This is a genomic window from Nitrospirillum goiasense, from assembly GCF_034427435.1.
Lineage (GTDB): Bacteria > Pseudomonadota > Alphaproteobacteria > Azospirillales > Azospirillaceae > Nitrospirillum.
This window is the reverse complement of record NZ_JAXQNP010000004.1, coordinates 229,404-256,384: the sequence shown is the minus strand read 5'-3', so window position 1 is coordinate 256,384 and position 26,981 is coordinate 229,404. Positions and strand designations below refer to the sequence as shown.

Annotated in this window: 11 protein-coding genes and 2 CRISPR repeat arrays; of the genes, 9 read left to right on the top strand and 2 right to left on the bottom strand. The window is 70.2% G+C overall.

Annotated elements, in window-relative coordinates; genetic code table 11:
• Nucleotides 1-2 precede the first annotated feature (2 nt).
• From ULB03_RS23085 to cas2e, 9 genes are all read left to right on the top strand, one after another.
• Nucleotides 3-13,610 carry a hypothetical protein gene (locus tag ULB03_RS23085; protein WP_322485443.1) on the top strand — a complete coding sequence of 4,536 codons (13,608 nt, stop codon included), beginning with the start codon at nt 3-5 and terminating at the stop codon, nt 13,608-13,610.
• Between the two features lie 241 nt (nt 13,611-13,851).
• Nucleotides 13,852-16,467, top strand: a complete 2,616-nt coding sequence (gene cas3, locus ULB03_RS23080; protein WP_322485442.1) for a CRISPR-associated helicase Cas3' — start codon at nt 13,852-13,854, stop codon at nt 16,465-16,467.
• A gap of 136 nt (nt 16,468-16,603) precedes the next feature.
• Nucleotides 16,604-18,157: a CRISPR direct-repeat array (repeat unit 29 nt; unit sequence CGGTTCAGCCCCGCGCCTGCGGGGAACAC).
• A 221-nt stretch (nt 18,158-18,378) separates the two neighbouring features.
• Nucleotides 18,379-19,989: a type I-E CRISPR-associated protein Cse1/CasA gene (casA, locus tag ULB03_RS23075; RefSeq protein ID WP_322485441.1), complete on the top strand. Its 1,611-nt coding sequence runs from the start codon at nt 18,379-18,381 to the stop codon at nt 19,987-19,989.
• A gap of 51 nt (nt 19,990-20,040) precedes the next feature.
• Nucleotides 20,041-20,739 carry a type I-E CRISPR-associated protein Cse2/CasB gene (casB, locus tag ULB03_RS23070; RefSeq protein WP_322485440.1) on the top strand — a complete coding sequence of 233 codons (699 nt, stop codon included), beginning with the start codon at nt 20,041-20,043 and terminating at the stop codon, nt 20,737-20,739.
• Nucleotides 20,740-20,741: 2 nt separating this feature from the next.
• Nucleotides 20,742-21,851, top strand: coding sequence for a type I-E CRISPR-associated protein Cas7/Cse4/CasC (gene cas7e / locus ULB03_RS23065; protein WP_322485439.1), 1,110 nt, complete (start codon nt 20,742-20,744; stop codon nt 21,849-21,851).
• A 3-nt stretch (nt 21,852-21,854) separates the two neighbouring features.
• Nucleotides 21,855-22,661, top strand: coding sequence for a type I-E CRISPR-associated protein Cas5/CasD (gene cas5e, locus ULB03_RS23060; RefSeq protein WP_322485438.1), 807 nt, complete (start codon nt 21,855-21,857; stop codon nt 22,659-22,661).
• On the top strand, nt 22,658-23,323 hold the full coding sequence (cas6e, locus tag ULB03_RS23055) for a type I-E CRISPR-associated protein Cas6/Cse3/CasE (RefSeq protein ID WP_322485437.1): 666 nt from the start codon (nt 22,658-22,660) through the stop codon (nt 23,321-23,323). The genes cas5e and cas6e overlap by 4 nt, the downstream gene beginning before the upstream one ends.
• Before the next feature lie 6 nt (nt 23,324-23,329).
• Nucleotides 23,330-24,271, top strand: coding sequence for a type I-E CRISPR-associated endonuclease Cas1e (gene cas1e / locus ULB03_RS23050; RefSeq protein ID WP_322485436.1), 942 nt, complete (start codon nt 23,330-23,332; stop codon nt 24,269-24,271).
• Nucleotides 24,252-24,554, top strand: coding sequence for a type I-E CRISPR-associated endoribonuclease Cas2e (gene cas2e / locus ULB03_RS23045; RefSeq protein WP_322485435.1), 303 nt, complete (start codon nt 24,252-24,254; stop codon nt 24,552-24,554). The genes cas1e and cas2e overlap by 20 nt, the downstream gene beginning before the upstream one ends.
• 80 nt (nt 24,555-24,634) lie before the next feature.
• Nucleotides 24,635-25,335: direct repeats of the CRISPR family, unit length 29 nt; unit sequence GTGTTCCCCGCGCATGCGGGGCTGAACCG.
• A 137-nt stretch (nt 25,336-25,472) separates the two neighbouring features.
• Here cas2e and ULB03_RS23040 read toward each other — a convergent pair.
• Nucleotides 25,473-26,252 (bottom strand): ABC transporter ATP-binding protein, encoded by a 780-nt coding sequence (locus ULB03_RS23040; RefSeq protein ID WP_322485434.1) that lies wholly within the window; start codon nt 26,250-26,252, stop codon nt 25,473-25,475.
• A complete protein-coding gene (locus tag ULB03_RS23035; protein ID WP_322485433.1) occupies nt 26,249-26,977 on the bottom strand; it encodes an ABC transporter permease in 729 nt (242 codons plus the stop codon). Before ULB03_RS23035 ends, ULB03_RS23040 begins: the two co-directional genes overlap by 4 nt.
• Between the last annotated feature and the right edge of the window lie 4 nt (nt 26,978-26,981).

Below are 26,981 nucleotides of genomic sequence, written 5' to 3'. Positions count from 1 at the left end.
TCATGCTGAACGGTGGTTTGCGCCAGGCGCTGATGGCGGGGTCGTCGCTGGTCATTCTGGGGGCGCTGACGGCGGCACCGCGGCCCGCGGTCGCCGATACCATCGTCAGCACCAGCAGCGCCAGCGCCGTGAACATCAGCAGCGACCAGGGCTTGGTGACCATCCAGAGCGGCGTGGTCATCAGCGCCATCACGGGGGTGCTCACCAGGGCCGGCGTCAACATCGGCACCCTGGCCAACAGCGGCACAATCAGCGCCACCGCCGCCACCGGCATCCTCAATCACGGTATCATCGGCACCCTCATAAACACCGGAGCCATCACACCGGCCAGACAATGGCCGGGCATCATGACCGGTATCCTCAATAATGGAACCATCAACAGTATCCTGAACCTCGGTTCCATCAGCGGCGCTTCCGGCGCCATCGTAAATGGAACCAGGTACGTCATTGGAACCATCACGAATCAGGGAACGCTTTCGGGCCCAGGTCCGATCGTAAACTGGGGCACCATTGCTGAAATAGTCAATGGTGGCCAGATCAACGGATCGGCAACCGCGGTTTTTAACCGGAACGGTGGCACCATCGGCTCGCTGGCCAACGATGGCGCCATCACCGGGAAATTCGGGGTGTCCAACAATGGCGTCTTCACGCTGCTTGGCAATTCGGGGCTGATCAGGGCCACATCCACCGCCGTCTATGTGGGCAACACCCTGGGCACGCTGGTCAACAGCGGCACCATCACCGGCAGCCGGGGCATTCAAAACGTAGGAACGATCGGCTCTGTTAATAACGGCGGCCTCGTCGAGGGGCTGCTGTACAACGGGTTCTCCAACGACGGCGGCACCGTTGGCACTCTGGTCAACGGCGGCACCATCACCGGCCCCGTTGGCGTCAATAACACCGGCGTCTTCGCGCAGATCAACAACAGCGGCACTATCAAGGGTTCCTACACGGGATTATTCAATTCCGGCACCTTTGGCACGGTGATCAACAGCGGCACGGTCAGCGGCTATGTCGGGCTTTATGCTGGAGGAACCATCGGCGCGCTGGATAACAGCGGCACCATCACTGGCCACACTGGTATCAATTCCAACGGCACCGTCGGCACCCTGATCAACAGCGGCGCCATCACCGGCCGCCTTATCGGGGTTTCTTCCACCGGCACCATCGGCACGCTGGACAACCGCGGCACTTTGATCGGCGTGGGCGTCAATAGCGGCGGCGGTACGGGTGCGGGCGTCGCCAATTACGGGAGTATCGCCGCACTGTCCAACAGCGGTGTGATCCTGGTCGATGGCACCGGACATTTCAGCCTGGGCGTTGAGAATTTCGGCACCATCGAAACGCTGCTGAACAACGGCGGCACCATTGTCGCAACGCACAGCGGCGCCGGCATCCAGAACTTGGCGTTGATCGGCACCTTGGGGAACACCGGCAGCATCATCGGCGTCAGCACTGGTGTGGATAACAGGGGCACCATCCTGGTGCTCAACAATGATGGCACCATCACCGGCGCCAGCGGCCTGGAGAACAGCGGCAGCATCGGCACCCTGATCAACAGCGGCAGCATTGGGGGCTACGGGGCCCTGTTTCAGCATGATGGCGGCACCATCGGCACGCTGGTCAACAGCGGCACCATCAGCGGCGCCATCGCCAACAGCGGGGCCGGCGACCTGAGCATCGGCGGCGGCACTGCCGGCGCGGTTGGCACGATCACCGGTGGCCGCATCAGCAGCACGCAGTCCAATGTGGTGTTCACCTCGGGCGCGCTGGCCATCGGCGACAGCTTCGATGTCGGCGCCAACACGGTCGCCAACACCGGCGCCAGCCTGACCCTGACCAACGCGATCGGTCTCACGGGCAATTACAGCCAGTCGGCGGGCACACTGGTGGTCAACCCGGACGTCGGCGGCCAGTTGATCGTCAGCGGCGTGGCCAACATCAGCGGCGGCACCGTTCTTTCCAGCCTGTCCAGCACCGGCAATTACCTGGCGGGTGATTACACCCTGGTTCAGGGTACCACTGGTTCCAACTACGCCGGCGCCACCACCACCATCGTCGGCGACTTCCCCGGCCTCAGCGCCAGCGGCTCCACCGTCACGACGGATAACACCGTCGCCCTGCTGATGAACATCGGCAACGACTATGTCGGTGGAACGCTGGACGCCATCAGCAATACCGGGGTGGTCAGCGGCATCGGCACCGCCGTCTACATCGCCAGCACCGGGTCCCTGGGTACGCTGAGCAACGCGGGAACCTTGACCGGCGGAAACGACTCCACCGGCATCTATGTCGGCGGCACCATCGGCACGGTGATCAATGATGGCCTGGTCAACGCCGTCCATTCACCCAACAGCGGTGGCGCTCAAGGCGTGGTCGTGGACAGCGACGCCTTTGTCGACCAGATCATCAACCATGGCACCATCACCGCGTATTCAGGCGCCCTCCACGTCATCGGCTCGCTGGGGTCGCTGGTCAACAGCGGCGTGATCGCCGGTAACATCCTCAACACCGGTACCGCCGACTTGACGATTTCCGGGTCGGATGGCTGGCCCGTTGGCACGCTCACGGGGTATGCCACCGACAGCCAGGGAACGATCAGCAACCCCAATTCCAATCTGGTGTTCGTCAGCGGCAATCTGTGGCTGAACGACAGCATCAATGCCGGCGTCAATACGGTGCTGAACACCGGCGCCAACCTGGATCTGCCCAATACCGTTAGCATCACCGGCACCTACAGCCAGTCGGGCGGCAACCTGTCCCTGGAGACGGGCGCCCAACTGGTGGTCAGCGGGCCGGTCAGCATCACTGGCGGCGGTGTGACGGGCGGGTTTTCGCCGACCGGCAACTATCTGCCGGGGAATATCGTCGGCACGCTGATCACGGCGGGGGTGATCTCCGATTATTCCGGCGCCGTCGTATCCAGCGACCTGAGCGGGTTGGCGATCAGCGGGACCACGGGCAATGACGGCCGCGACCTCGTCGCTGTCGCCCAGAACTACTATGTGGGCGGCACGCTGGACGGAATCACCAATGCCGCCTCAATCACGGGTGTCACCTCTCCTGTCTTCGTCGCTCGGTCCGGCGTTCTGGGAAGCCTGGTGAATACCGGCCAGTTGTTCGGATTTGGCGGCGTCCTCAACGAGGGCGCCATCGGCACGCTGACCAACAGCGGTTCCGCCGGCGGCGTGTATGTTGGCATCAGCAACCAGGGCACCATTGGCGGACTGACCAACAGCGGCCAGATTTCAGGCGGCTCCACCGGTGTGGCCAACTACGGTACCCTGGGCACGCTGATCAACAGCGGCACCATCAGCGGCGCAAACGCCGCCATCATGAACGGCGGCGGCCTGTCCAGCGAGTCCACCGGCGTCGCTAATGTCGGCACCCTCGGAACGCTGGTCAACAGCGGCGTCATCGCCGGCAACATCGTCAATTACAGCACCGTCGCCCTGACCATCATCGGCGGCGCGGAGGGGGCGGTCGGCACCCTGACGGGCTATGATCCCACCAGCCAGGGCACCATCGTCAGCCCCGGCGCCAGTGTCGTGTTCGCGGGCGGCAGCCTGCTGCTGAACGACAGCATCGCGGCCGATGGCCAGACCGTGTTCAACACCGGCGCCACGTTGACGCTGCCCAGCACCGTCAGCGTGACCGGCAACTTCAGCCAGTCCGCCGGCATCCTGGACGTGGGCACGCAAGGGCAACTGGTGGTCAGCGGGGCGGCCAGCATCACCGGTGGCACCGTTCAGACCACGCTGTCCAGCACGGGGAACTATCTGGTCGGTAACGACGCCGGTACCCTGGTCCAGGGCGGCCAAGGGTCCAGCTATACCGGGGCCAGTGTCACCACGGGCGTGACCGGCCTGGCCATGACCGCCGGATCGGTCGCCGTGGGTGAGCAGATCGACCTGGTGGCGATGGCGGCCAACGACTATGTCGGCGGCACCCTGGACGCCGTGGGAAACTATGCGACCATCAGCGGTGTGGATTCCGCCGTCTACATCGCCAGCACGGGTTGGCTGGGCACGCTGGTCAACGGCGGCACCCTGGGCGGCAGCATCAATGGCGTCCTCAACCTCTTCGGCACCATCGGCACCCTGGCCAACAGCGCCATCATCATTGGTGGCGCCCAGGGCGTCCTCAATGACGGCGTCATCGGCGCGCTGTCCAACAGCGGCACCCTCAGCGGCGGGGACATCGGCGTCGGCAACGTCGGCACCATTTCGACGCTCTCCAATACCGGCACGCTGAGCGGCGGCCTTTACGGCCTGCTCAACCAGCGCCGGATCGACACCATCATCAACCAGGGGACCATCTCCGGCACGGTGGCGCTGTACAACCGGGGGGGCACCATCGGCACCGTGCTCAACTACGGCAGCCTGGTCGACGACGTCGCCCCCATGGCGGCGGGCCTGACGAATACAGGCCTGATCGGCCTGGTCGGCAACCACGGGACCATGACGGGTGCCGTATACGGCCTGAACAACACCGGCACCATCGGGACGGTGGACAACAGCGGCCTCATCGCCGGCACCGGCGCGAACGGCGGTATCGGTGTCTACTCCTCCGACACCATCGGCACGCTGGCGAACAGCGGCACGATCCGGGGCGTGACCACCGCCGTGCGCCTTGGTGGCTCGGGCAGCATCGGCCTGCTGTCCAACAGCGGCGTGATCGCGGGCAATATCCGCAACGGCAGCGGCACCGCCCTGACCATCGCGGGCGGGACGAATACCACCGGCACGCTGACCGGCAGCGATCTGGTCAGCCAGGGCACCATCCGCAGCACCGACGCCGACCTGGTGTTCGCGTCGGGCAACCTGCTGCTGAACGACAGCATCAACGCCGGGTCCAACACGGTGCTGAACGCCGGCGCCAGCCTGACGCTGCCCAGCAGCGTGGCCATCACCGGCAGCTATCGCCAGACGGACGGCACCCTGGCGCTGAACGCCGGCACCAATGCGCTGATCGTCAGCGGGGCGGCCAACATCACCGGCGGTACGGTTGTGGGTAGCCTGGACGCCGGCGGCAATTACACGGTGGGGTCGGCCGTCTACACCCTGGTGCAGGGCGGTGCCGGGTCCAGCTATGGCGGCGCCACGGTCACTAGCGGCCTGACCGGCCTGGCCACCGGCGGTGCCTCCGACGGCCAGAACCTGCTGATGACCATCGCCAACGACTATGTCGGCGGCACGCTGGCCAACCTCAGCAACAGCGGCACGATCAGCGCCGCCACCGGCATGTTCGTGGCCGGCACGGGCAGCGTCAGCACCCTGTCCAACGACGGCACGCTCAACGGCACCTGGGGTGTCAACAACCTGGGCCGCGTGGGTACGCTGCTCAACACCGCGCTGATCAGCGTGGCCGGCACCGGCATCATCAATGGCGGCACCATCGGCCTGTTGGCGAACAGCGGCACGCTGCTGGCCGAAGGCACCAACGGCATTGTCAATGTCGGCAACAGCAGCATTGGCACGCTGGTCAACACCGGCCGCCTGATCAGTACGCAGATCAACGCCGCGTCCGGCACGGCGGCGGCGGTGCTGAACCAGGGCACCATCGGCGTGCTGTCCAACAGTGGCCTGATCAGCGGGCCCGTCGCCCTGGCCAACAGCGGCACCATCGGCCTGGTCGCCAACAGCGGCACCATCGCCGGCGATATCCGCAATGACGGCGCCACCCCCCTCACCATCACCGGCGGCACCGATTTGTCGGTGGGCACCCTGACGGGCTACACCCTCAGCAACCAGGGCACCCTCACGAGCAGGTCCAGCGATCTGGTGTTCGCGGGCGGCAAGCTGCTGTTGAACGACGTCATCGACATGGGCGACCACACGGTGTTCAACGCCGGCGCCTCACTGGCGCTGCCCAACACCGTCAGCGTGACCGGCAACTACAGCCAATCGGCCGGCACGGTGGCGCTGGGCGTGGGCGCACAGCTGGCGGTCAGCGGCGCCGCCACCATCACCGGCGGCACGGTGGTGGCCACGCTGTCCAACAGCGGCAACTATCTGGTCGGCTCCATCGCCGGCACGCTGGTCACGGCGGGTGCCACCTCCGATTATTCGGGCGCCACCGTGGCCAGCGGCCTAAGCCAACTGGCGCTCGGCGGGACCATAGGCGGCGGCCGCGACCTGCTGGCCGTGGCGCACAATGACTACGTGGGCGGCGCGCTGGAGGCGATCGCCAACACCGGCACGATCAGCGGTGTCAACTATGCGGTCTACGTGGCCGCTTCCGGCATCCTGGGCAGCCTGGGCAACAGCGGCCTGCTGTCGGGCCGCTTCTTCGGCGTCAGCAATGACGGCGCCATCGGCACGCTGGACAACGGCGGAAGCATAGACGGCTACAACGGCGTGACGTCCAGCAACAGCATCGGCCTGCTGGTCAACCGCGGCACCATAACGGCGACGTCCTCCGCCATCGGGAACAAGGGCACCATCGGCGAAATCCGCAACAGCGGCGTCATCCTGGCCCGGGGCAGCACCAGCGCCGCCGCCGTCGGCGTCTATTCCACGGGCGCCATCGGCACGCTGTCGAACAGCGGCGTCATCAGCGGCAAGACCTACGCGATCTTGATCAGCCAAGGGGGCAGCCTGGGCACGCTGGTCAACAGCGGCACCATCGCCGGCGATGTCCGTAACGACGGCCCGGCCGGCCTGACCATCCTCGGTGGCGCCGACGGGCAGATCGGCACGCTGACCGGCTTCAACGGCGGCATCGGCACGCTCAGCAGCCAGCAGGCCGACATCGTGTTCGCGGGCGGTAGCCTGGCGCTGAACGACGACATCACTGTCGGCACCCATACGGTGGTGAACAGCGGGGCGGCCCTGTCGCTGCTGCGGACCGTCAGCATCACCGGCGGCTACAGCCAGAGCGGCGGCACGCTGGCGCTGGGCACCTACACGCTGGTGGTCAGCGGCGTGGCCAACATCAGCGGCGGCACGGTGACCACCAACCAGTTGGACGCCAGCGGGAATTACCTGGTGGGCGACAGCCACGGCACCCTGGTCCAGGGCGCCATCGGATCCAGCTACACCGGGGTCAGCATCCTTTCCGGCATCACGGGCCTGACCCTGGCCGCGAACACCGCCACCATCGGCGGCACGGTCGATCTGCTGCTGACCGCGGCCAGCGACTATGTCGGCGGCACGCTGACCAACCTGAATAACACCGGCACCATCACCGGCGTGCGGACGGCGGCCTACGTCACGGACGGCGGCGCCATCGGCACCCTCAGCAACAGCGGTGTGCTGAACGGAACCCGCTACGGCCTGTACAACCAGGGCGGCATCGACACCGTCAGCAACACCGGCACGATCAGCGGCACGGTGGGCCTGTATAATGTCGGCACCATCGGCACGGTGCTGAACGCCGGCGGCCTGGTGGACGATGTCGCGCCCCGGGCGTCCGGGCTGGCCAATTGGGGCCTGATCAGCGGTCTGGACAACCGGGGCACCATCACCGGCAAGTCCTACGGCGTGCTCAACCTCGGAACCCTGGGCACGGTCAGCAACAGCGGCACCATCGGCGGCCGGATCGGCCTGTCCAACAACGGCACCATCGGGGTCTGGGCCAATGCTGTGGCCGGGACCATCGCCGGCGGCAACACCGGCGTGGAAAATGACAGTGTCCTGGGCACCCTGACGAACAGCGGCACCATCGCTGGCTTCTCCATAGCCTTGTGGAACGGGGGCAGTATCGTCACGGTGACGAACGGGGCGGTCATCACCAGCAACCACACCGCGCTGTTCAACCGGGACACCCTGGGCACCCTGGTCAACCAGGGCACGATCAGCGGCGCCACCTATGGCGTGAACAACGCCGGCACGCTGGGCGGCATCGCCAACAGCGGCGTCATCGCCGGCATCACCGCGCTGTACAACAGCGGCAGCCTGGGCACCGTGGCCAACAGCGGCACCATCGCCGGCAACGTGGTGAACACCGGCGCCAGCGACCTGGTCATCGTGGGTGGCGGCAACGGCACGGTGGGCAGCTTCACCGGCGGCACCATCACCAGCACGCTGGCGGGGGTGACCCTGGCATCCGGCAGCCTGTCGCTGGGTGACGCGGTGAATGTGGGCACCGGCACGCTGGTCAACAGCGGCGCGTCGGTGACGCTGGCGGGTGCCATCCAGGTGACGGGCGCCTACAGCCAGGCGACCGGCAGCCTGTCCCTGAACGGGCAGGCGCTGACGGTCAGCGGGGCGGCCAGCATCACCGGCGGCAGCGTGCTGGCCGGCCTGTCGAACGAGGGCAACTATGTGGCGGGCGGGGTGACCACCCTGGTGGCCGCCGGGGCGGGCTCCACCTACACCGGCGCCACCGTCAGCAGCGGGGTCACGGGCCTGATCGCCACGGCGGGGGCCAGCGGCGACACCCTGGTGCTGACGGCGGTCAACGACTATGTCGGCGGCAGCCTGGCCAGCCTGACCAACAGCGGCACGGTGTCGGCGGCCACGGCGGTCTATATCGCCAGCACGGGCACCCTGGGCGGCCTGGTCAACAGCGGCCTCATCGAGGGCGCCATCGTCAACCTGTCGACCCAGGCCCTGAGCATCACCGGCGGCACGGGCGCCACCATCGGCACCCTGACCGGCTTGGCCGGGGCGCAGGGCACCATCATCAGCACCGGCGCCAATGTCGTGCTGGCCAGCGGCAACCTGGTCCTGAACGATGCGGTGACCGTCGGCACCGGCACCCTGGTGAACAGCGGCGCCAACGTGCTGCTGACCAGCATCGTCAGCGTCACCGGCAACTACAGCCAGACCAGCGGCACGCTGGCTTTGGGCCTCAACACACTGGTGGTCAGCGGCGTCGCCAGCCTCACCGGCGGCACCGTTTCCACGACGCAGATGCTGTCCAGCGAGGCGAACCATCTGGTCACCGACAGTGCGACACTGGTTCAGGGTGGCGCCGGCTCCGACTATGACGGGGTCAGCGTCGTGGCGGCCGTCAGCGGGCTGGCGCTCACCAGCAGCACGGCCACCCTCGGGTCCACCGTCGACCTGGTGCTGGGGGTCGTCAACGACTACATCGGCGGCACCCTGGGCACACTGAACAACACCGGCACCATCGCCGGCGTGGCAACGGCGGCCTACGTCGCCAACACCGGCAGCCTGGGCACCCTGGCCAACAACGGCCTGCTCAGCGGCACGCTCTACGGCATCCAGAACCTGGGCACGGTGGGCCTGGTCAGCAACAGCGGCACGGCCACGGGCCTAATCGGTCTGTACAACCAGGGCACCATCGGCACGGTGGTCAACACCGGCGCCCTGGTGGACGCACCGGCGCCGGCGGCGGCCGGCCTGAACAACGCCGGCAGCATCGGCGCCGTGGCCAACAGCGGCACCATCAGCGGTGCGGCCTATGGTCTGTTCAACAGCGGCAGCATCGGGGCGGTCAGCAACAGCGGCACCATCGCCGGCGTCACCGCCCTGTACAACCAGGGCAGCATCGGCACCATCGCCAACAGCGGCGTCATCGCCGGCAACGTGGTCAACAGCGGCGCCAACGCCCTGGTCTTCACCGGCGGCAGCGGCACGGTGGTGGGCACCCTGACGGGCAGCAACGGCGCCATCGGCACCCTCACCAGCACCGGCGCCAACGTCACCCTGGCCAGCGGCAATCTGCTGCTGAACGACCAGGTCAATGTCGGCACCGGCACGCTGGTCAACAGCGGCGCCAACGTGCTGCTGACCAACGTTATCAGCGTGACGGGCAACTACAGCCAGTCGGCCGGCACCCTGGCCATGGGCATTGGCAGCGGCACGGCGGGTGAGCTGCTGGTCAGCGGCGACGCCGCCTTCACCGGCGGCACCGTGGCGGTCACGGCGCTGTCGGGCAGCAACCTCATCGCCGGCCAGAGCTACACCATCGCCGAGGTGGGCGGCGCCCTGAGCACCAGCGGCCTGACCGCCGCCGCCAGCGGCTTCAGCGCCACCCTGGGCTCAGGATCCAACGGTGCCGCCACCGACCTGCTGCTGACCCTGCTTAGCGACTATGTCGGCGGCACCCTGGGCACGCTCAGCAACACCGGCACCATCAACGCCGCCACGGCGGTGCTGATCACCAGCGCCGGCAGCCTGGGCACCCTGGCCAACAGCGGCGCGATCATCGGCAACGTGGTCAACGCCAGCGCCCATGACCTGGTGATCGTGGGCGGCAGCAACGGCACGGTGGGCAGCTTCTCGGGCGGCACCATCCGCAACAGCCTGAGCAACCTGGCCTTCGCGTCGGGGGCCGTCAGCCTGGCCGACGCCATCGACGCCACCGGCCACACCGTCAGCAACAGCGGCGCCAGCCTGACCCTGGCCAGCGACGTCGGCATCACCGGCGCCTACAGCCAGACGGCCGGCACCCTGGCCGTGGCCGGCCATGTCCTGAGCGTCAGCGACGCGGCGCAGGTGACGGGCGGCGTGGTCAACGCCGGCCTGGCGGGCACCGCCAACTACCTGGTGGGCGACGGCGTCACCCTGATCCGGGGCGGCAACGGCTCGACCTACACCGGCGCCACGGTGGTCAGCGGCCTGACCGGCCTGGACGCCACGGGTGCCACCAGCGGCAGCAACCTGCTGGCCGTGGCCGGTAACGACTACATCGGCGCCAGCCTGGCCAGCCTCGCCGTCACCGGCACGCTCGTTAACACGGCCGGCGGCGCCACGGCGCTGTACATCGCCAGCACCGGCACCCTGGGCAGCCTGGCCAACAGCGGCACCATCAGCGGCAACGTGGTCAACCAGTCGGCGCGGGATCTGACGATTACCGGTGGCAGCGGCACGGTGGTGGGCAGCTTCAGCGGCGGCACCATCCGCAACACCGGCGCCAACGTGGTGTTCGCCTCGGGTGCGGTCGCCCTGGGCGACCAGATCGACGTGGGCGGCACGCACACGGTCAGCAACATCGGGGCGGCCCTGGCCCTGACCACGGATGTGGGTGTCAACGGCACCTACGCCCAGAGCGCGGGCAGCCTGACCATGGGCGGCCATGTGCTGACGGTCAGCGGCCCGGCGCTGGTCAGCGGCGGCACGGTCAATGCCGGGATCGGCGGCGCCGGCAACTATTTCGTCGGCGACAGCGTGACCATGATCCAGGGTGGGGCGGGCTCGTCCTACACCGGGGCCGTGGTCACCAGCGGCCTGACCGGCCTGGACGCCACCGGGGCCACCAGCGGCACCAGCCTGCTGGCGGTCGCGGGCAACGACTACATCGGCGCCAGCCTGAACACGCTGAACGTCACCGGCACGCTGGCCAATACCGCCGGCGGCGCCACGGCGCTGTACATCGCCAGCACCGGCACCCTGGGCAGCCTGGCCAACAGCGGTGTCCTCATCGGCAACGTGGTCAACCAGTCGGCACGGGATCTGACGATTACCGGTGGCAACGGCACGGTAGGCCGCTTCACCGGCGGCACCATCACCAACACCGCCAGCAACGTGGTGTTCGCCAGCGGCGCCATCAGCCTGGGCGACGCCCTCAACGTGGCGACGCATACGGTCAGCAACGCCGGCGCCAGCCTGACCCTGGCCAGCAATGTCGGCATCACGGGCAACTTCGCCCAGAGCGGCGGCACGCTGGCCACGGGCGGCCATGTCCTGACCGTCAGCGGGACGGCCAATGTGACGGGCGGCGTGGTCAACGCCGGCCTGACGGGCACCGCCACCTATCTGGTGGGCGACAGCGTCACCCTAATCCAGGGCGGCACCGGTTCCACCTACGCCGGCGCCACGGTCACCAGTGGCGTCACCGGCCTGTCGGCCTCCGCGGTGACCAGCGGCGGCAACCTGCTGGCGGCGGCGGGCAACGACTACATCGGCGGCAGCCTGGCCAGCCTGGCGGTCACCGGCACGCTCGCCAATACCACCGGCGGCGCCACGGCGCTGTACATCGCCTCGACCGGCACGCTGGGCGCCTTGGCCAACAGCGGCACCATCAGCGGCAATGTGGTCAACCTCAGCGCCAACGACCTGGTGGTCACGGGCGCGGCCACGACCACGGCGCCGGGCGTGTTCACCGGCGGCACCATCGACAACCGCCTGTCCAACCTGCGCTTCACCAGCGGCGCGGTGCGGCTGGCCGACGCGGTCAACGTGAGCGGCCACAGCGTGGTCAACAGCGGGGCCACCCTGCTGGTGACCAGTGCCGTGAACATCACCGGCGGCTACAGCCAGACGGCCGGCGGCTTGGTGATCGGGGCCACGTCGCAGACCAGCTACGGCAACCTGGTGATCAGCGGCGGCGCCAGCCTGACGGGCGGGTCGGTGACGCTGCAGGGGGCGGGCGGCAACGCCCTGCAGGCCGGCACCTACACCATCGCGGCGGCGGGCAACGGGCTGAGCCTCAGCGGGGTCAGCTTCAGCGCCACCGGCTACACCGTGACCAGCGACGTGGTGACGGTGGGGAGCAACACGGACCTGGTGGTGAAGGTGGCGGGCACCGCCACCAACTACACGGCGGTGGGCACCGCCCAGGGTGGTGCCGCGGTGGGCACGGGCTCGGCCCTGGACCAGATCGCGGCGCTGGCCAGCAGCAGCATCACCACCAACGCCCAGGTGGCGGCCTTCCAGCAGCAGGTGCTGGCGCCCCTGGCCACCCTGACGCCGGCGGCCAAGCAGGTGGCGGTGGCGCAGCTGTCGCCCAGCCAGCTGACGCCGCAGCTGACGGCGACCTCGGTCACGCCCACCACCACGGCCATCAGCCAGCACCAGGAGACGGTGGCCAGCCTGATGGACGGCAGCGAGAAGGGTGCCGCCGCCGGCTCCAACGGGCGCGAGGGCGTGATCTGGGGCGAGGTCGTGGGCGCCGGCGTGCTGCGCGGCACGACGACGGAGGCCGCGGGCTACCGCGCCAGCAGCTCCGGCCTGGTGCTGGGCGCCGACTGGTTCGCCAGCGACGAGGTCATGGCCGGCCTGGCCTTCAGCTGGATCAACAGCGCCTCGGTCGGCCAGGGCGTCATGTCCGGCAGCACCACCCGCGTGGGCAGCTACCAGCTGACCGCCTACAGCGTCTGGCGTCCGGACTTCGCCGACCAGAAGCTGTCGGTCGAGGGCCAGGTGGGCTTCGGCTACAACCACTTCGACCAGCGCCGCGTCATCCAGTTCCTGGGCGCCCGCGCCAACGCCAACTATGGCGGGGAGCAGTACCTGGGCAAGGTGACGGTGGGCTATGACCTGCCGTCGGCGGCGGACTTCACCCTGACGCCGCAGGTGAGCCTGCGGGCCGTGCGGCTGACCAACCACGGCTATCAGGAGCGGGACGCCGGGGCGGCCAACATGGCGGTGGACGCGCTGGTGACCAACGCCCTGACGCAGGAACTGGGGATGAAGGTGGACACCCGCTTCGACACGGGCATCGGCCGGCTGTTGCCCGACCTGCGGGTGTTCTGGGTGCACGACTACCTGAACGGCCCCATCGCCACCACGGGCGCGCTGGCGGGCGTCGCCTTCGCCAGCACCACCGGCCGCCCGCAAGCGGACGGCCTGGGCCTCGCGCTGGGCGCCACCCTGGAGAAGTCGGACGGCTTCAAGCTGCGGCTGGAGTACAACGGCGAGCTTCGCCGCGATTACCAGAGCCACGGCGGCATGCTGCGCGCCAGCTGGGACTTCTGACCCGGCGCCCTTGCAAAATGGGCCGGCACCGCCGCAGACGGTGCCGGCCCTTCATTCTGAGGATGGGACGCTGGGGGAGGAGGCTCAGCCCACCGCCACGCCTTATCAGTTCAAGGAACTCACCCAGCCCGAACTCAGCAACCACGCGGGACTGCCAGTGGGGCTGCCAGTAAGGAAGGCGACTTCCCGCTGGGGCTTTGCCATAGTCGTGGAATCGTGACGCCTTCGGATAAGCCGCCCTATGCTTCCGCCCTATCTGTCGGCCTACTGGGGAAAGGCCCAACCGCGGCCTGACGCCGCCCACGCCTGGCATCCGCTGGCCTATCACAGCCTGGACGTGGCCGCCGTCATGGGCGCCCTGCTGGAGGTGCGGCCCGCATGGCTCACGGCGATGGCGGCTCGATTGGGACTGCCCACCCCCACCTGCCGCCAGCGCCTGATCCTGGCCGCCGCCTTCCACGACCTGGGCAAGTTCGCGGAGAATTTCCAGGGCAAGGTTCCGGCCCTGCATCAGCAGTTGCTGGGCGCCATCGGCCGGCCCCCCATCCCCCGCCTCGCCACCGACGGCCACGGCGATGTCGGTCATAGCCTGTGGAGGACCTTGGCCAAGCCCCGGGGGCTGCGCGGCCTCACCCCCTGGGTCGAGGCCGCCGTCGCCCACCACGGCGCGCCAACGGCGAAGCCGCCGCTGAACAACGCCATGACCCAGGCCAGCATCGCCGACGCCGGCGCCTATGTGGACGCGGTGCTGGGCCTCTTGGGAACGCCCGACTTTCCTGGCGAACAGGCGGAGGAATTGGGCGCGGAAATCTGGCGCGCCGCGGGCTTGGTCATCCTGGCGGACTGGATCGGGTCCAACCAGAGCTGGTTCCCCTACACCGCCCTCACCCTGCCCCTGGACATCTACTGGGCGCGCGCCCAGGCACAGGCGGCCCGGGCCGTGGCGGAGGCCGACCTGGCCGAGGCGCCGCTGGCCGGCCGCCTGCTGCTGGCCGATCTGCTGCCCCAGGCGGAGGCGACACCCCTGCAGGCCCGGGCGGAGGACGAACCGCCGCCGTCCGCCCCCTGCCTCTACATCGTGGAGGACCTGACCGGCGCCGGCAAGACGGAGGCCGCCTTGATCCTGGCCCATCGCCTGATGGCGGCGGGCCAGGCGGAGGGGCTGTACTGGGCCCTGCCCACCATGGCCACCGCCAACGGGCTCTATGGCCGGCTGGCCGCGACATACCGGCGGCTGTTCGGCGACGGGGCGGCCGGGGCCCCGTCCCTGGTGCTGGCGCACAGCGCGCGCGACCTCAACACCGCCTTCCAACTGTCCATCCCGCGCGACGGGCACGCCGCCTACGGCCCCGACACGCGGTCCCCCGGCACCCGTTCCGGGGCGGAGCAGGCGCGCGGCGGCGAGGCCCAGTGCGCCGCCTTCATCGCCGATGACCGCAAGAAGACCTTCCTGGCGCAGGTGGGGGTGGGCACGCTGGACCAGGCCCTGCTGGCCGTCCTGCCCGTGCGTCACCAGGCCCTGCGCCTGGCCGCCCTGTCCCGGCGGGTGCTGGTGGTGGACGAGGCGCACGCCTACGACCCCTACATGACCCGCACGCTGGAGGCGTTGCTGCGCTTCCAGGGCCGGTTGGGCGGCAGCGCCGTGGTGCTGTCCGCCACCCTGACGGGGGCCCAGCGCCAGGCACTGGCGGGCGCCTTCGCCGGCCGCGCCGTTTCCCTGACCCGCCACGACTTCCCCCTGCTGACGCGCGTCAGCGCCGGCGCCGTCACCGAAACGCCCGTCGCCTCCGGCCGGGGCACCCGGCGCGACCTGCCCGTCCGCCGGCTGGACCGCCCGGAGGACGCCATGGCCGCCCTGCTGGACGCGGCGGGCCAGGGGCGATGCGGCGTCTATATCCGCAACACGGTGCGCGACGCCCTGGCGGCCGTGGACCACCTGCGCCGCCACGCCCCGGCGGGCGTGACCGTCGACCTGTTCCACGCCCGCTATTGCCTGGGCGACCGCCTGGCGCGCGAGGGCGCCGTGCTGGACCGCTTCGGCAAGGCCTCCACGCCAGAGGGGCGCCGGGGCCACGTCCTGGTGGCCACCCAGGTGGTGGAACAGAGCCTGGACCTGGATTTCGACCACATGGCCACCGACCTGGCCCCCATGGACCTGCTGATCCAGCGGGCCGGGCGCCTGCACCGCCATAGCCGCCCCGGCCGGCCGCCGCCCGAGCTGTGGGTGGTGGGACCGCCGGCGAACGCCGAGGCCGACGCCGCCTGGTACCAACGGCACTTCCCCTTCGCCGCCAAGGTCTATGACGACCCGGCCCAGTTGTGGCTGACGCAGCGCACCCTTGATGGAGCCATTGGGGATGGAGCCGGCGAGGCCAGGGCCAGCGGGGAGCGGACCAGCGGCCTGCCCCTGGCCAGCCGCAGCCCGCGCGACCTGATCGAGCCGGTGTTCGGCGCACACACCCAGGACCTGCCGCCCGCCCTGGTCCCCCAGGGGGAGGCCGCCGCCGGCCGCCGGGCGGCGGCGCGGGGGGTGGCGCGGCTCAACACCCTGGACCCCGACCTGTTCGACCGGGGCGCCGCCGCCTGGGACAGCGACATCGAAACCCCCACCCGCCTGGGCGACCCCACCCTGACCCTGCGGCTGGCCCGCTGGCATGACGGGGTGCTGACGCCGTGGTGGCGGGAGGCGCCCGGGGCCGGCGGGCATGAGGGCGGCCACCGGACCTGGCGCCTGTCGGAACTGACGGTGCGGGCGGGCCTGGTGGCGCAAGCGATGGCCCCGGATGTCCAGGCCCAGGCGGCCATCGGCGCCCAGCGCGCCCAATGGCCCGAAGACGCCCCCCCATCCTGGCGCTGACCCCCGCCCCCGACGCGCCGCCGGGACAAGACCTATGGACCGGCCGCTGGCAAGACCGCCGGGGCGCCGAGCAGACGGTGCTGTACGACGCGGCCACCGGGCTGCGGGTGGGATGAGGACGAGCGGAAGCGCCAGGAGCGGCAGCCCCGCGCCTGCGGGGAACACTTATGGCGGTTGCCAACCCGCCGAATTGGCACCGGTTCAGCCCCGCGCCTGCGGGGAACACATGCTCTTGGCGATGCTGTCGATCTGCTGGAGCGGTTCAGCCCCGCGCCTGCGGGGAACACAAGACCCCGGCACGTCGCGGTTCTGCATCGTGCGGTTCAGCCCCGCGCCTGCGGGGAACACGGATAAATGATCCATCGGGCATCACCGATCTCCGGTTCAGCCCCGCGCCTGCGGGGAACACATCGACCTGTGCAAGCTGGTGCTGCGGGCCTACGGTTCAGCCCCGCGCCTGCGGGGAACACTCGAGGCGCTGTGGGACGGGCCGTACTGCGAGCGGTTCAGCCCCGCGCCTGCGGGGAACACGGCCTGACCGTCGCGGATCTGGACCTGACCAGCGGTTCAGCCCCGCGCCTGCGGGGAACACCTTCTGGGCCTGAGACAGGTTGTTGTACACCTCGGTTCAGCCCCGCGCCTGCGGGGAACACTCCGACATGGGAATGTCGATAGACAGGGACGACGGTTCAGCCCCGCGCCTGCGGGGAACACGGTCGGCCGTGATCAACCCCCGGTCCACCCAGCGGTTCAGCCCCGCGCCTGCGGGGAACACATCAGCGGGGGCAGGGCGGCCCATCCCCGGTGCGGTTCAGCCCCGCGCCTGCGGGGAACACCTGGTCCGTCGTCGCAGCTTCGCCCCCGCCACCGGTTCAGCCCCGCGCCTGCGGGGAACACTGGGGGCCGGGTCTAGTTTGTGGCGGCCATAGCGGTTCAGCCCCGCGCCTGCGGGGAACACACCAACACCGCTTCGGCGCATTCCGGACAACGCGGTTCAGCCCCGCGCCTGCGGGGAACACCCCACGACGCATCCGGAGAGCTGATACACCGCCGGTTCAGCCCCGCGCCTGCGGGGAACACATGCCGTCCTGGAGTACGGCGGTGCCGTCGCCCGGTTCAGCCCCGCGCCTGCGGGGAACACTGTTCGCCGGCCAGCCTGATGTAGTCCTGTTCCGGTTCAGCCCCGCGCCTGCGGGGAACACATCGCTGGTGGTCGCCTTGGTGTTCTGCAGGGCGGTTCAGCCCCGCGCCTGCGGGGAACACGAAAAGCAGGGGGTGAAGGACGCCAAGGCGATCGGTTCAGCCCCGCGCCTGCGGGGAACACCTGGACCTGGACGTCATCCGCCGCCGCCAACCCGGTTCAGCCCCGCGCCTGCGGGGAACACACTCCCGATGGCCATTTTCGTGGGTGACCAGGCGGTTCAGCCCCGCGCCTGCGGGGAACACAAGCGGTCGGCTGGCCTGGCCAACGTCCAGCGCGGTTCAGCCCCGCGCCTGCGGGGAACACCCGTAGCCGCAGGCAAATCCTGGTTGGTAAGGCGGTTCAGCCCCGCGCCTGCGGGGAACACGGGATGATGGCGTTGGAATAGGTGAAGTTGCGCGGTTCAGCCCCGCGCCTGCGGGGAACACTGCTGGACCGTTACGCCAATCTTCCCGGACACCGGTTCAGCCCCGCGCCTGCGGGGAACACTCCAACTGGAGGCTATTGATTTGTAATACTTTTTACAATGTCCAAGAATCCACCGCCCGAAAACGGCCGTGGAGGCCCGATAGCCCGGCGCCCATTTTGCCCTTCGGCACCGGCAAGAAGGAGGGTCCACGCATCATCTTTTAGGTTGTATATCTCAAGAGCAGAAATCATAAATGCAAATACCCGATAGCGGACACATACCCGCCGACTAAGGTTGCCTGATGCCCCTCAACCTGATCACCGATGCCTGGCTGCCCGTGCGACGCGCCTCCGGGGCCCGGCATGCGGTCAGCCCGGCCGGGCTGACGGCGGATGGTGATCCGGTGGTGGCGCTGGACTTTCCCCGGCCGGACTGGAACGCCGCCGTCACGGAATGGCTGATCGGTGTGCTGTTCCTGGCCCTGCGGCCGGCGGGGCACCGGGCATGGGCGCGGCGCTTCGGCGCGCCGCCGACGCCGGCGGACCTGGCCGCCGCCCTGGCGCCGCTGGCGCCCTATTTCGACCTGGGGGGTGGCCCGGGGGGTGACGGCGCGACCGGCCCGGCCGCCTTCCAGGACTGGGACGCCCTGGCCGGGGCCGAGGCGCGGCCCCTGTCGGGCCTGCTGATCGACGCGCCCGGCGAGAACACGGTCAAGAACAACGCCGACCTGTTCATCAAGCGACGGGAGGATCTGGCGCTGTGCCTGCCCTATGCCGCCGCCGCGCTGATCACCCTGCAGACCTACGCGCCCTCCGGCGGGGCGGGGCACCGCACCTCGCTGCGCGGCGGCGGGCCGCTGACCACCTTGCTGGCGCCCAGCCGCAAGCGGGCGGACGGGACGGAGGTCGCCACCCTGTGGGACCTGCTGTGGGCCAACGTGCCGGATGCGGGCTATGACCCCATCGACGTCGCGGCGGCGCCGGAGCGCGTGTTCCCCTGGCTGTCCCCCACGCGGGTGTCGAAGAACGACCAGGCCACCACGCCGGACGACACCAGCCCGGCCATGGCCTTCTTCGCCTGCCCCCGCCGCATCCGCCTGGTGTTCGGCGCCGCGGAGGGGGCGTGCGGCCTGGGCGGCGGGCGCGGCCCCCTGGTCACCGGCTACCGCACCCTGAACTATGGCGCCAGCTACGCCAGCGGCTGGCAGCATCCGCTGTCGCCCTATCGTGAGGACAAGAAGGCCGGCCTGCTGCCCCTGCACCCCCAGGCAGGGGCCAGCGACTATGGCGACTGGCTGGCCTGGTGGGGCCTGCGCGGCGCCCCGGCGCGGGTGGTCGCGCTGTGGCAGGACCGGCGCGACGAGATCGAGGACCAACTAGGCCATGAGGGCGTACGCGCCCTGGGCTTCGACATGGACAACATGAAGGCCCGCCAGTGGCTGGAGATGCGGCTGCCCTGGGTGCCGGTGCAGGGGGATGAGGGCAAGGCGCTGAGCGCCGCCCTGCTGGCGGCGGCGGAGGCGGCGGAGGCCACGGCCCAGGCGGTGCGCTTCGCCGCCAAGCTGGCGCTGTACGGACAGCGCCAGGGCCACGGTTACCGCTTGCCGGAGACACTGCCCCTGGACGCCCTGCCGGAACCGGCGGAACGGTTGTGGCGGGAGACGGAGGGCGCCTTCCGCGCCCTGGTGACGGCCCTGCGCCTGCGCCACCGCGAGAGCCTGGCCGCCGACCACGACCTGCGCGAGGGGTGGACCAGCACGCTGCGGGCCGCCGCCTGGCGCATCTTCGATGAGACGGTGGACCTGGACGGCCTGACCGACCAATCCCCCCACCGCCTGCTGTACGCCCGGGACGACCTGGGCAAGCGGCTACTGAAGGCCGGCGGCATGGGCATCCGCAAGGCCCGCGCCTGACCCGCCGTCCTCCCGCCGCATCCCACGCCGAACCTGGAAAAGGGAACGCCGTTGACCACCCCGCCACCCCCCGCCCCCGCCGCCGATCCGGGCCCGATACCCGCCGGCGGCGCCCTCTCCAGCCCCCCGCGCGATCTGGTCACCCATTTCCGGCCGCTGTTCCAGGGGTGGTGGGATGGCCTGACCGACGCCGCCAACGGCCACCTCAACCCCAACCGCGCCGCCCTGGCCCGCCTGCGCCGCCTGGACACGCGCGACGACGGCACCGGGCCCGTGCCCGACCTGGCCACCGCCCTGACGGAGGAAGCCTTCCGCCGGCTGTACCGAACGGCCCGGGCATGGCAGCCGCAGACCCTGTTGCCCCTGGCGTGGGATGAGGCCCTGGTGGTGGTGGCCGCCACCCTGGCCCATGTGCGCGCCGACCAGCCCGGCCGGAAGACCGCCGCCCTACTGGGCGGGCCGGACGACGGCACGCCGCGCCTGCTGGCCGAGGCGCGCTTCCTGCGCCTGATGCGGGTGGAGACGGCGGCCGAGCTGATGGACCAGGCCCGCCGCCTGGTGGCCCTGCTGGGCCGGGCGGCGCCCGTGGGCGAGCTGGGCGCCAGCCTGTTCCTGTGGCGCGCCCGGCCGCAGGTGCGGCGCGCCTGGGCCCGCGCCTATTACGGCCTGGAGCCGGCGGGCCGCAGCGCCGCCGCCCCCACCCCTTCCACCCCCTTTGGCGAAGACGCCCCCGAACCCGGAGCCGCCTGACCATGCCGCGTTTCCTGCAACTGCACCTGCTGACCACCTACCCCGCCGCCAACCTGAACCGCGACGATACCGGCCGGCCCAAGACCGTGCTGTTCGGCGGGGCGGAGCGGCTGCGCATCTCCTCGCAAAGCCTGAAGCGGGCCTTCCGCACCTCCGCCGTCTTCGCCGATGGACTGCCCGGCGCGCTGGGCACCCGGTCGCAGGCCTTCGCCGGCGCGCTGGTGGACGCGCTGGTCGCCCGGGGGCTGACGCGGGAGGACGCGGTGGCCCGGGCGGAGGCGGTGATCACCGTCGCCAAGCTGGGCAAGGTCAAGAAGGGTGCCGTCGCCCTGACCGAGCAGCTCGTGCACCTGGGCCCGGATGAGCTGGAGGCCATCGCCGGCCTGGCCGAGCGTATGGCCCAACCCGACGCGCTGGAGGAGAAGTCCATCCTGGTGCTGAAGGACAAGCCGCGCGCCGCCGACATCGCCATGTTCGGCCGCATGCTGGCCGACAACCCGGTCCACAACATCGAGGCGGCGGTGCAGGTGGCCCACGCCTTCACCACCCACCGCGCGGTGGTGGAGGACGACTATTACACCGCCGTGGATGACATCAAGAACGCCGACCAGGCGGCCGACCGGGGCGCCGGCTTCATCGGCGTGCAGGAGTTCGGGGCCGGGCTGTTCTACCTGTACATCTGTGTCGACGCCGGCCTGCTGCTGGACAACCTGGCGGGGGACGCGGCACTGGCCGCCGACGCCGTCGCCGCCCTGGTGCGCGCCGCCACCACCGTCAGCCCGGGCGGCAAGCAGAACGCCTATGCCAGCCGGGCCAAGGCGCGCTACGCCCTGCTGGAAACGGGGGACGAGGCGCCGCGCAGCCTGGCCGGCGCCTTCCAACTGCCGGTGGGCGCGCGGCCGGGCGAGGCCGACCAGTACCAGGAGTCCGTCGCCCGCCTAACCGCCCTGCGCGACGGCTTCAGGCGCGCCTATGACGAGGACCTGGCCAGCCATGTGATGGACGTGGACGATCCCGGCAGCGCCAGCCTGGCCGACCTGATCGCCGCCGCCCGCGCCGCCGTCACCGATGCCGCCGCCAGTGCGCCGGCCACCGCCCGGGCCGGCGCCTGAGCCATGGCCAGCCGGGACTTCCTGATCTTCCGCCTGCAAGGGCCCATGGCCGCCTGGGGCGCCGTGGCGGTGGGCGAGCGCCGCCCGGTGTGGGACCTGCCGTCCAAGTCCGCCGTCCTGGGCCTGGTGGCGGCCGCCCTGGGCCTGACGCGCCAGGATACGGCCGGCCACGCGGCGCTTGAGGCCGGCCTGGGCTTCGCCGTCCGCCAGGACGCGGCCGGCCGGCCCTTGCGCGACTATCACACCGCCCAGGCGCCCAAGGCCCGCCGCAACGCCCAGTGGCGCACCCGGCGGGAGGAGCTGGCCGGCCCCAAGGACGAGGTGAACACCGTCCTGTCCGAGCGCCTGTACCGGCTGGAGGCGGCGGCGACCGTGGCCCTGTGGCACCGGGGGGACACGGCACCCGCCCTGCCGGCCCTGGCCGCCGCCCTGGCGCGGCCGCGCTACACCCTTTACCTCGGGCGCAAGAGCTGCCCGCTGGGGCGCCCACCCCGCCCCCGCACGCTGGCCGCCGAGGGTCTGCTGGCGGCCTTCAGCGCCTATGACGCGGCGGAGGGTGCCGCCGGCCTGAAGCTGCCGTCGTGGCTGACGCGCGTGCGACCGCCCGCCGACGCAGCCCGCGACGTCTGGTTCGAGTGGGACGCCGGCCTGGACGCGGAGGAGGCCCGGGTGCTGGCCGGGGACGAGGACGGGGAACACCGCCAGCGCCGCGACGCCGTGGACGACCGCGCCCGCTGGCATTTCACCGACCGGCGGGAGGGACGGCTGTCCTGGCGGGCGCCCATCGTCGGCGAGGGGGACGCGGCATGAGCTTCATCACCCGCGCCCATCTGCGCCAGGACGCGCCGGCCGCCCGCAACCTGGCCCGCCTGCTGCTGGACCAGAGCCAGACCGACCAGGGGCACCGGCTGGTGTGGACCCTGTTCGGCGACGACCCGGACGCGGCGCGCGACTTCCTGTACCGCGAGACGGAACCGGGGCGCTTCCTGGTCGTCTCCCGCCGCCCGCCGCTGGCCGACACCGGCATCTGGGTGGTGGAGACCAAGCCCTACGCCCCCGCCCCGCCGGAGGGCGGCGCCTATGCCTTCAGCCTGCGCGCCAACCCCGCCGCCAGCGTGGCGCGGCCGGGACAGCGCGGCCTGCGGGTGGACGCCGTCATGCACGCCCGCACCCGCAAGGGGGAGGCGCTGACGGTGGAGGAGAAGGAAGCGGCCGCCCTGTCCTGGCTGTACGCCCGCGCCGACCGTCTGGGCGTGGCCTTCGAGGCGGAGCGGTGTTCGGCCACCGGCTATCGGCAGGTGGCCGTGCCCCGCAAGGGCGCCCAGCCCGCGCGCTTCGCGGTGGCGGACTATGACGGCGTGCTGCACGTGCGGGACCCCAAGCGTCTGGCCGACGCCCTGCTGGCCGGTGTGGGCAAGGCCCGGGCCTATGGCTGCGGCCTGCTGCTGCTGCGCCCCCTGCCCCCGGTCTGAGCCGCCATGGCCGAGGCGCCCTTTGTTCCGCTGCGCCCCATACCGTTGAAGGAGCGGTCGGCCATCCTGTTCCTGGAATATGGGCAACTGGACGTGTTGGACGGCGCCTTCGTCCTGGTGGACCAGAACGGCACCCGCATGCAGATCCCGGTGGGCGGCCTGGCCTGCCTGATGCTGGAGCCGGGCACCCGTGTTTCCCACGCCGCGGTGGTGCTGTGCGCCCGGGTGGGCTGCCTGCTGATCTGGGTGGGGGAAGCCGGCGTGCGCCTCTACGCCGCCGGCCAGCCGGGCGGGGCCAGGGCCGACCTGCTGCTGTTCCAGGCCCGCACCGCCCTGGATGAAACCGCGCGCCTGAACGTGGTGCGCGAGATGTTCCGCCGCCGCTTCGGGGAGGAACCGCCGGAGCGGCGGTCGGTGGACCAGTTGCGGGGAATGGAGGGCGCCCGGGTGCGGGCGATGTACCAACTGCTGGCCCAGCGCCATGGGGTGACCTGGAAGGCCCGCCGCTATGACCAGGAGGATTGGACCGGCGGCGACCTGCCCAACCGCTGCCTCTCGGCGGCCAACGCCTGCCTCTATGGCCTGTGCGAGGCCGCCATCCTGGCGGCGGGGTATGCGCCGGCCATCGGCTTCCTGCACCGGGGCAAGCCGCAGAGCTTCGTCTATGACGTGGCCGACCTCTACAAGTTCGAGACGGTGGTGCCGGCGGCCTTCCAGGTGGCGGCGCGCATCCTGAAGGGAAAAGGTGGGCAAGAGCCGCCGGAACGGCAGGTGCGCATCGCCTGCCGCGACCTGTTCCGCCGCACCGGCTTCCTGGAGCGCGTCATCCCCGACATCGGCGCCATCCTCGCGGCCGGCGGCCTGGCCGCCCCGGAGGAGGCGCCGGAGGCGGCAGAACCCGCCATCCCACCGGAGGAGAGCAGCGGCGATGATGGTCATCGTGGTTGAGAACGCCCCACCCCGCCTGCGCGGCCGCCTGTCCCTGTGGCTGGCGGAGGTGCGCGCCGGCGTCTATGTCGGCGTCTACTCCCGCCGCGTGCGCGAACGCATCTGGGACGAGGTGGGGCAGATGATCGGCGAGGGCAACGCCGTCATGACCTGGAGCGCCCCCACCGACAGCGGCTTCGCCTTCGCCGCCCTCGGCCCCAACCGCCGCGAACCGGTGGATATCGACGGCCTGACCCTGGTGAAGTTCCGCCCCCCACCGGCACCGGACACCCCGCCGTTTTAACGCGTCGCGCTGGCCGCAAAAACGCCGGTGGATTGTTGGACATTGTGAATAGGTAAGGGAATCAATAACCTCCAGCTGGAGTGTTCCCCGCGCATGCGGGGCTGAACCGTCATAGATATTGAGGAAGATGATAAGTCTGGAGTGTTCCCCGCGCATGCGGGGCTGAACCGAGTATCAGGCAGACCGTTCTTACTTGCAACAGGTGTTCCCCGCGCATGCGGGGCTGAACCGGAGGCTTCGGCTGCGGCGGAGTATGCCCGCGCGTGTTCCCCGCGCATGCGGGGCTGAACCGGAGATTGCGGACGGGGCGAGGAAACGGCGTCAGTGTTCCCCGCGCATGCGGGGCTGAACCGGGCGCGGTACAGCGAAAGATCGGTGTCGGATAGGTGTTCCCCGCGCATGCGGGGCTGAACCGGCTTCTGCCTGGATCTGATCGACTTGGCGCTGGTGTTCCCCGCGCATGCGGGGCTGAACCGCACGCCACTGACGGCCAGCACGGCGCCCCGGAGTGTTCCCCGCGCATGCGGGGCTGAACCGGTTCTTGATGATCACATGGCCATGGATTTCCCGTGTTCCCCGCGCATGCGGGGCTGAACCGTCGTCCGATGGTGACATGGTGGCGTAGTTCCGGTGTTCCCCGCGCATGCGGGGCTGAACCGTCGTTGCGATAGCCGCAGCCATCCGACACCCAGCGTTCCCTGCGCGTGCGGGGCTGAACCGTCGAATACCGCCTCATCCGCGCTGCCTGCCGCGTGTTCCCCGCGCATGTGGGGCTGAACAGGCATCGTACTATTTCAACCATCTCAGCAAGCCATGCTCCCGCCTGACGGTTCTTCAGGCACGATGAGCCACGGCACAGGGGCTTGAAGGGGAAGGCGGCGCCTTGTCAAAGAGCCGCGGGGTCAAAGAGCCGCGGGGTCAAAGAGCCGCGGGGGATAGAAAGGCGCGAAACGCCGGGGAGGCGTCGGGCCCGAACATGTGAGCGGGCGGGCCGCTGGACTCGACGCGCCCGTTCATCAAGTGCACCACCCGGCTGGACACATCGCGCGCGAACGCCATTTCGTGGGTGACGACGATCATGGTCCGCCCCTCCTCCGCCAGGGACCGCATCAGGGCCAGCACTTCGCGCACCCGCTCCGGGTCAAGGGCGGAGGTCGGTTCATCAAACAGGACCAGCTTCGGGTTGGTCGCCAGGGCCCGGGCGATGGCCACCCGCTGCTGCTGCCCGCCGGAGAGGCGCTTGGGATAGGCGGCGTGGAAACCCGCCATGCCGACACGTTCCAGCAGGGTCCGCGCGGTGGCCAGAACCTCGTCTCGGTCGCGGCGATGGACGCGCAAGGGCGCCTCCATGACGTTCTGCAGCACCGTCAGGTGGGGCCAGAGATTGAAGCCTTGGAAGACCATGGCCGTCTGCGTCCGCAGGCGGGCGGCGACGCGGCCGTCGGAAACCACCAGGCGGCCGTGGCGGTCGCGCGCCAGGGGCGCCTGCACGTCGCCGATGGCGATCTGGCCCTCGTCGGGAACCTCCAAAAGGTTGAGGCAGCGCAGGAAGGTGCTCTTGCCCGAGCCGCTGCCCCCCAGGATGGAAATGACCTCCCCCTCCCGCGCCTCCAGCGAGACGCCGGCCAGCACCTCCCGGTCGCCGAAGGACTTGCGGATATTGGTTGCGGTCAGCACGGTGGGGGATGGCGGGGTCATGACAGCGGCTCCACGACGGGCGGAACGGAGATGGACGAGACGGCGCGATCGACGTCCAACCGGCGTTCCAGGGCCGCCAGCAGGGCCGACAGACCGGCGTTGATCAGCAGGTACAGCGCCGCGGCGGCGCAGAACACATCCAGGGTGCGGTAGCTGTGGGCGATGACCTGCTGCGCCACGCCGGTGATGTCCAGCACCGTGATGGTGCTGGCCAGCGAGGTCGACTTGGTCATCATGATGATTTCGTTGGAATAGCTGGGCAGCGCGATGCGGATGAGCGACGGCGCGATCACCCGCCGCAGCAGCATGAACCCGGTCATGCCACAGGCGCGGCCGGCCTCGATCTCCCCGCGCGGCACGGCGGCCAGGGCCCCACGGAAGATTTCGGCGATATAGGCCGAGCAACAGCAGGTCATGGCCAGGCAGGTGCAGAAGACGGGATCCCGGAACGCCGTCCAGAGGAAACCGTGGCGTATCCAGGGGACCATGGCGAAGCCGTAGTAGATCATGAAGATCTGCAGGATCAGCGGCGTGCCGCGGAACAGGAAGGTCCAGGTGCGCTGGAACAGGCGCGGCAGCGGCGACCGCGCCACCGACAGGACCGTGAGGCCGGTGGCCAGCACCGTGGCGCAGACGCCGGACACCGCCAGGATCAGCAGGGTCACGGGCACGGCGCGCACCAGCTGCGCGGTGACCGACCCGATGAACGTCAGATGCTCCCCCATCGCG

Bases quoted from the DNA above. Each gene is read 5' to 3' on its own strand.
- cas7e (WP_322485439.1), top strand. From the start codon at position 20,742: ATGCCGCGTTTCCTGCAACTGCACCTGCTGACCACCTACCCCGCCGCC.
- cas5e (WP_322485438.1), top strand. From the start codon at position 21,855: ATGGCCAGCCGGGACTTCCTGATCTTCCGCCTGCAAGGGCCCATGGCC.
- casA (WP_322485441.1), top strand. From the start codon at position 18,379: ATGCCCCTCAACCTGATCACCGATGCCTGGCTGCCCGTGCGACGCGCC.
- ULB03_RS23035 (WP_322485433.1), bottom strand. From the start codon at position 26,977: ATGGGGGAGCATCTGACGTTCATCGGGTCGGTCACCGCGCAGCTGGTG.
- cas3 (WP_322485442.1), top strand. From the start codon at position 13,852: ATGCTTCCGCCCTATCTGTCGGCCTACTGGGGAAAGGCCCAACCGCGG.
- cas1e (WP_322485436.1), top strand. From the start codon at position 23,330: ATGGCCGAGGCGCCCTTTGTTCCGCTGCGCCCCATACCGTTGAAGGAG.
- ULB03_RS23040 (WP_322485434.1), bottom strand. From the start codon at position 26,252: ATGACCCCGCCATCCCCCACCGTGCTGACCGCAACCAATATCCGCAAG.
- cas6e (WP_322485437.1), top strand. From the start codon at position 22,658: ATGAGCTTCATCACCCGCGCCCATCTGCGCCAGGACGCGCCGGCCGCC.
- ULB03_RS23085 (WP_322485443.1), top strand. From the start codon at position 3: ATGCTGAACGGTGGTTTGCGCCAGGCGCTGATGGCGGGGTCGTCGCTG.
- cas2e (WP_322485435.1), top strand. From the start codon at position 24,252: ATGATGGTCATCGTGGTTGAGAACGCCCCACCCCGCCTGCGCGGCCGC.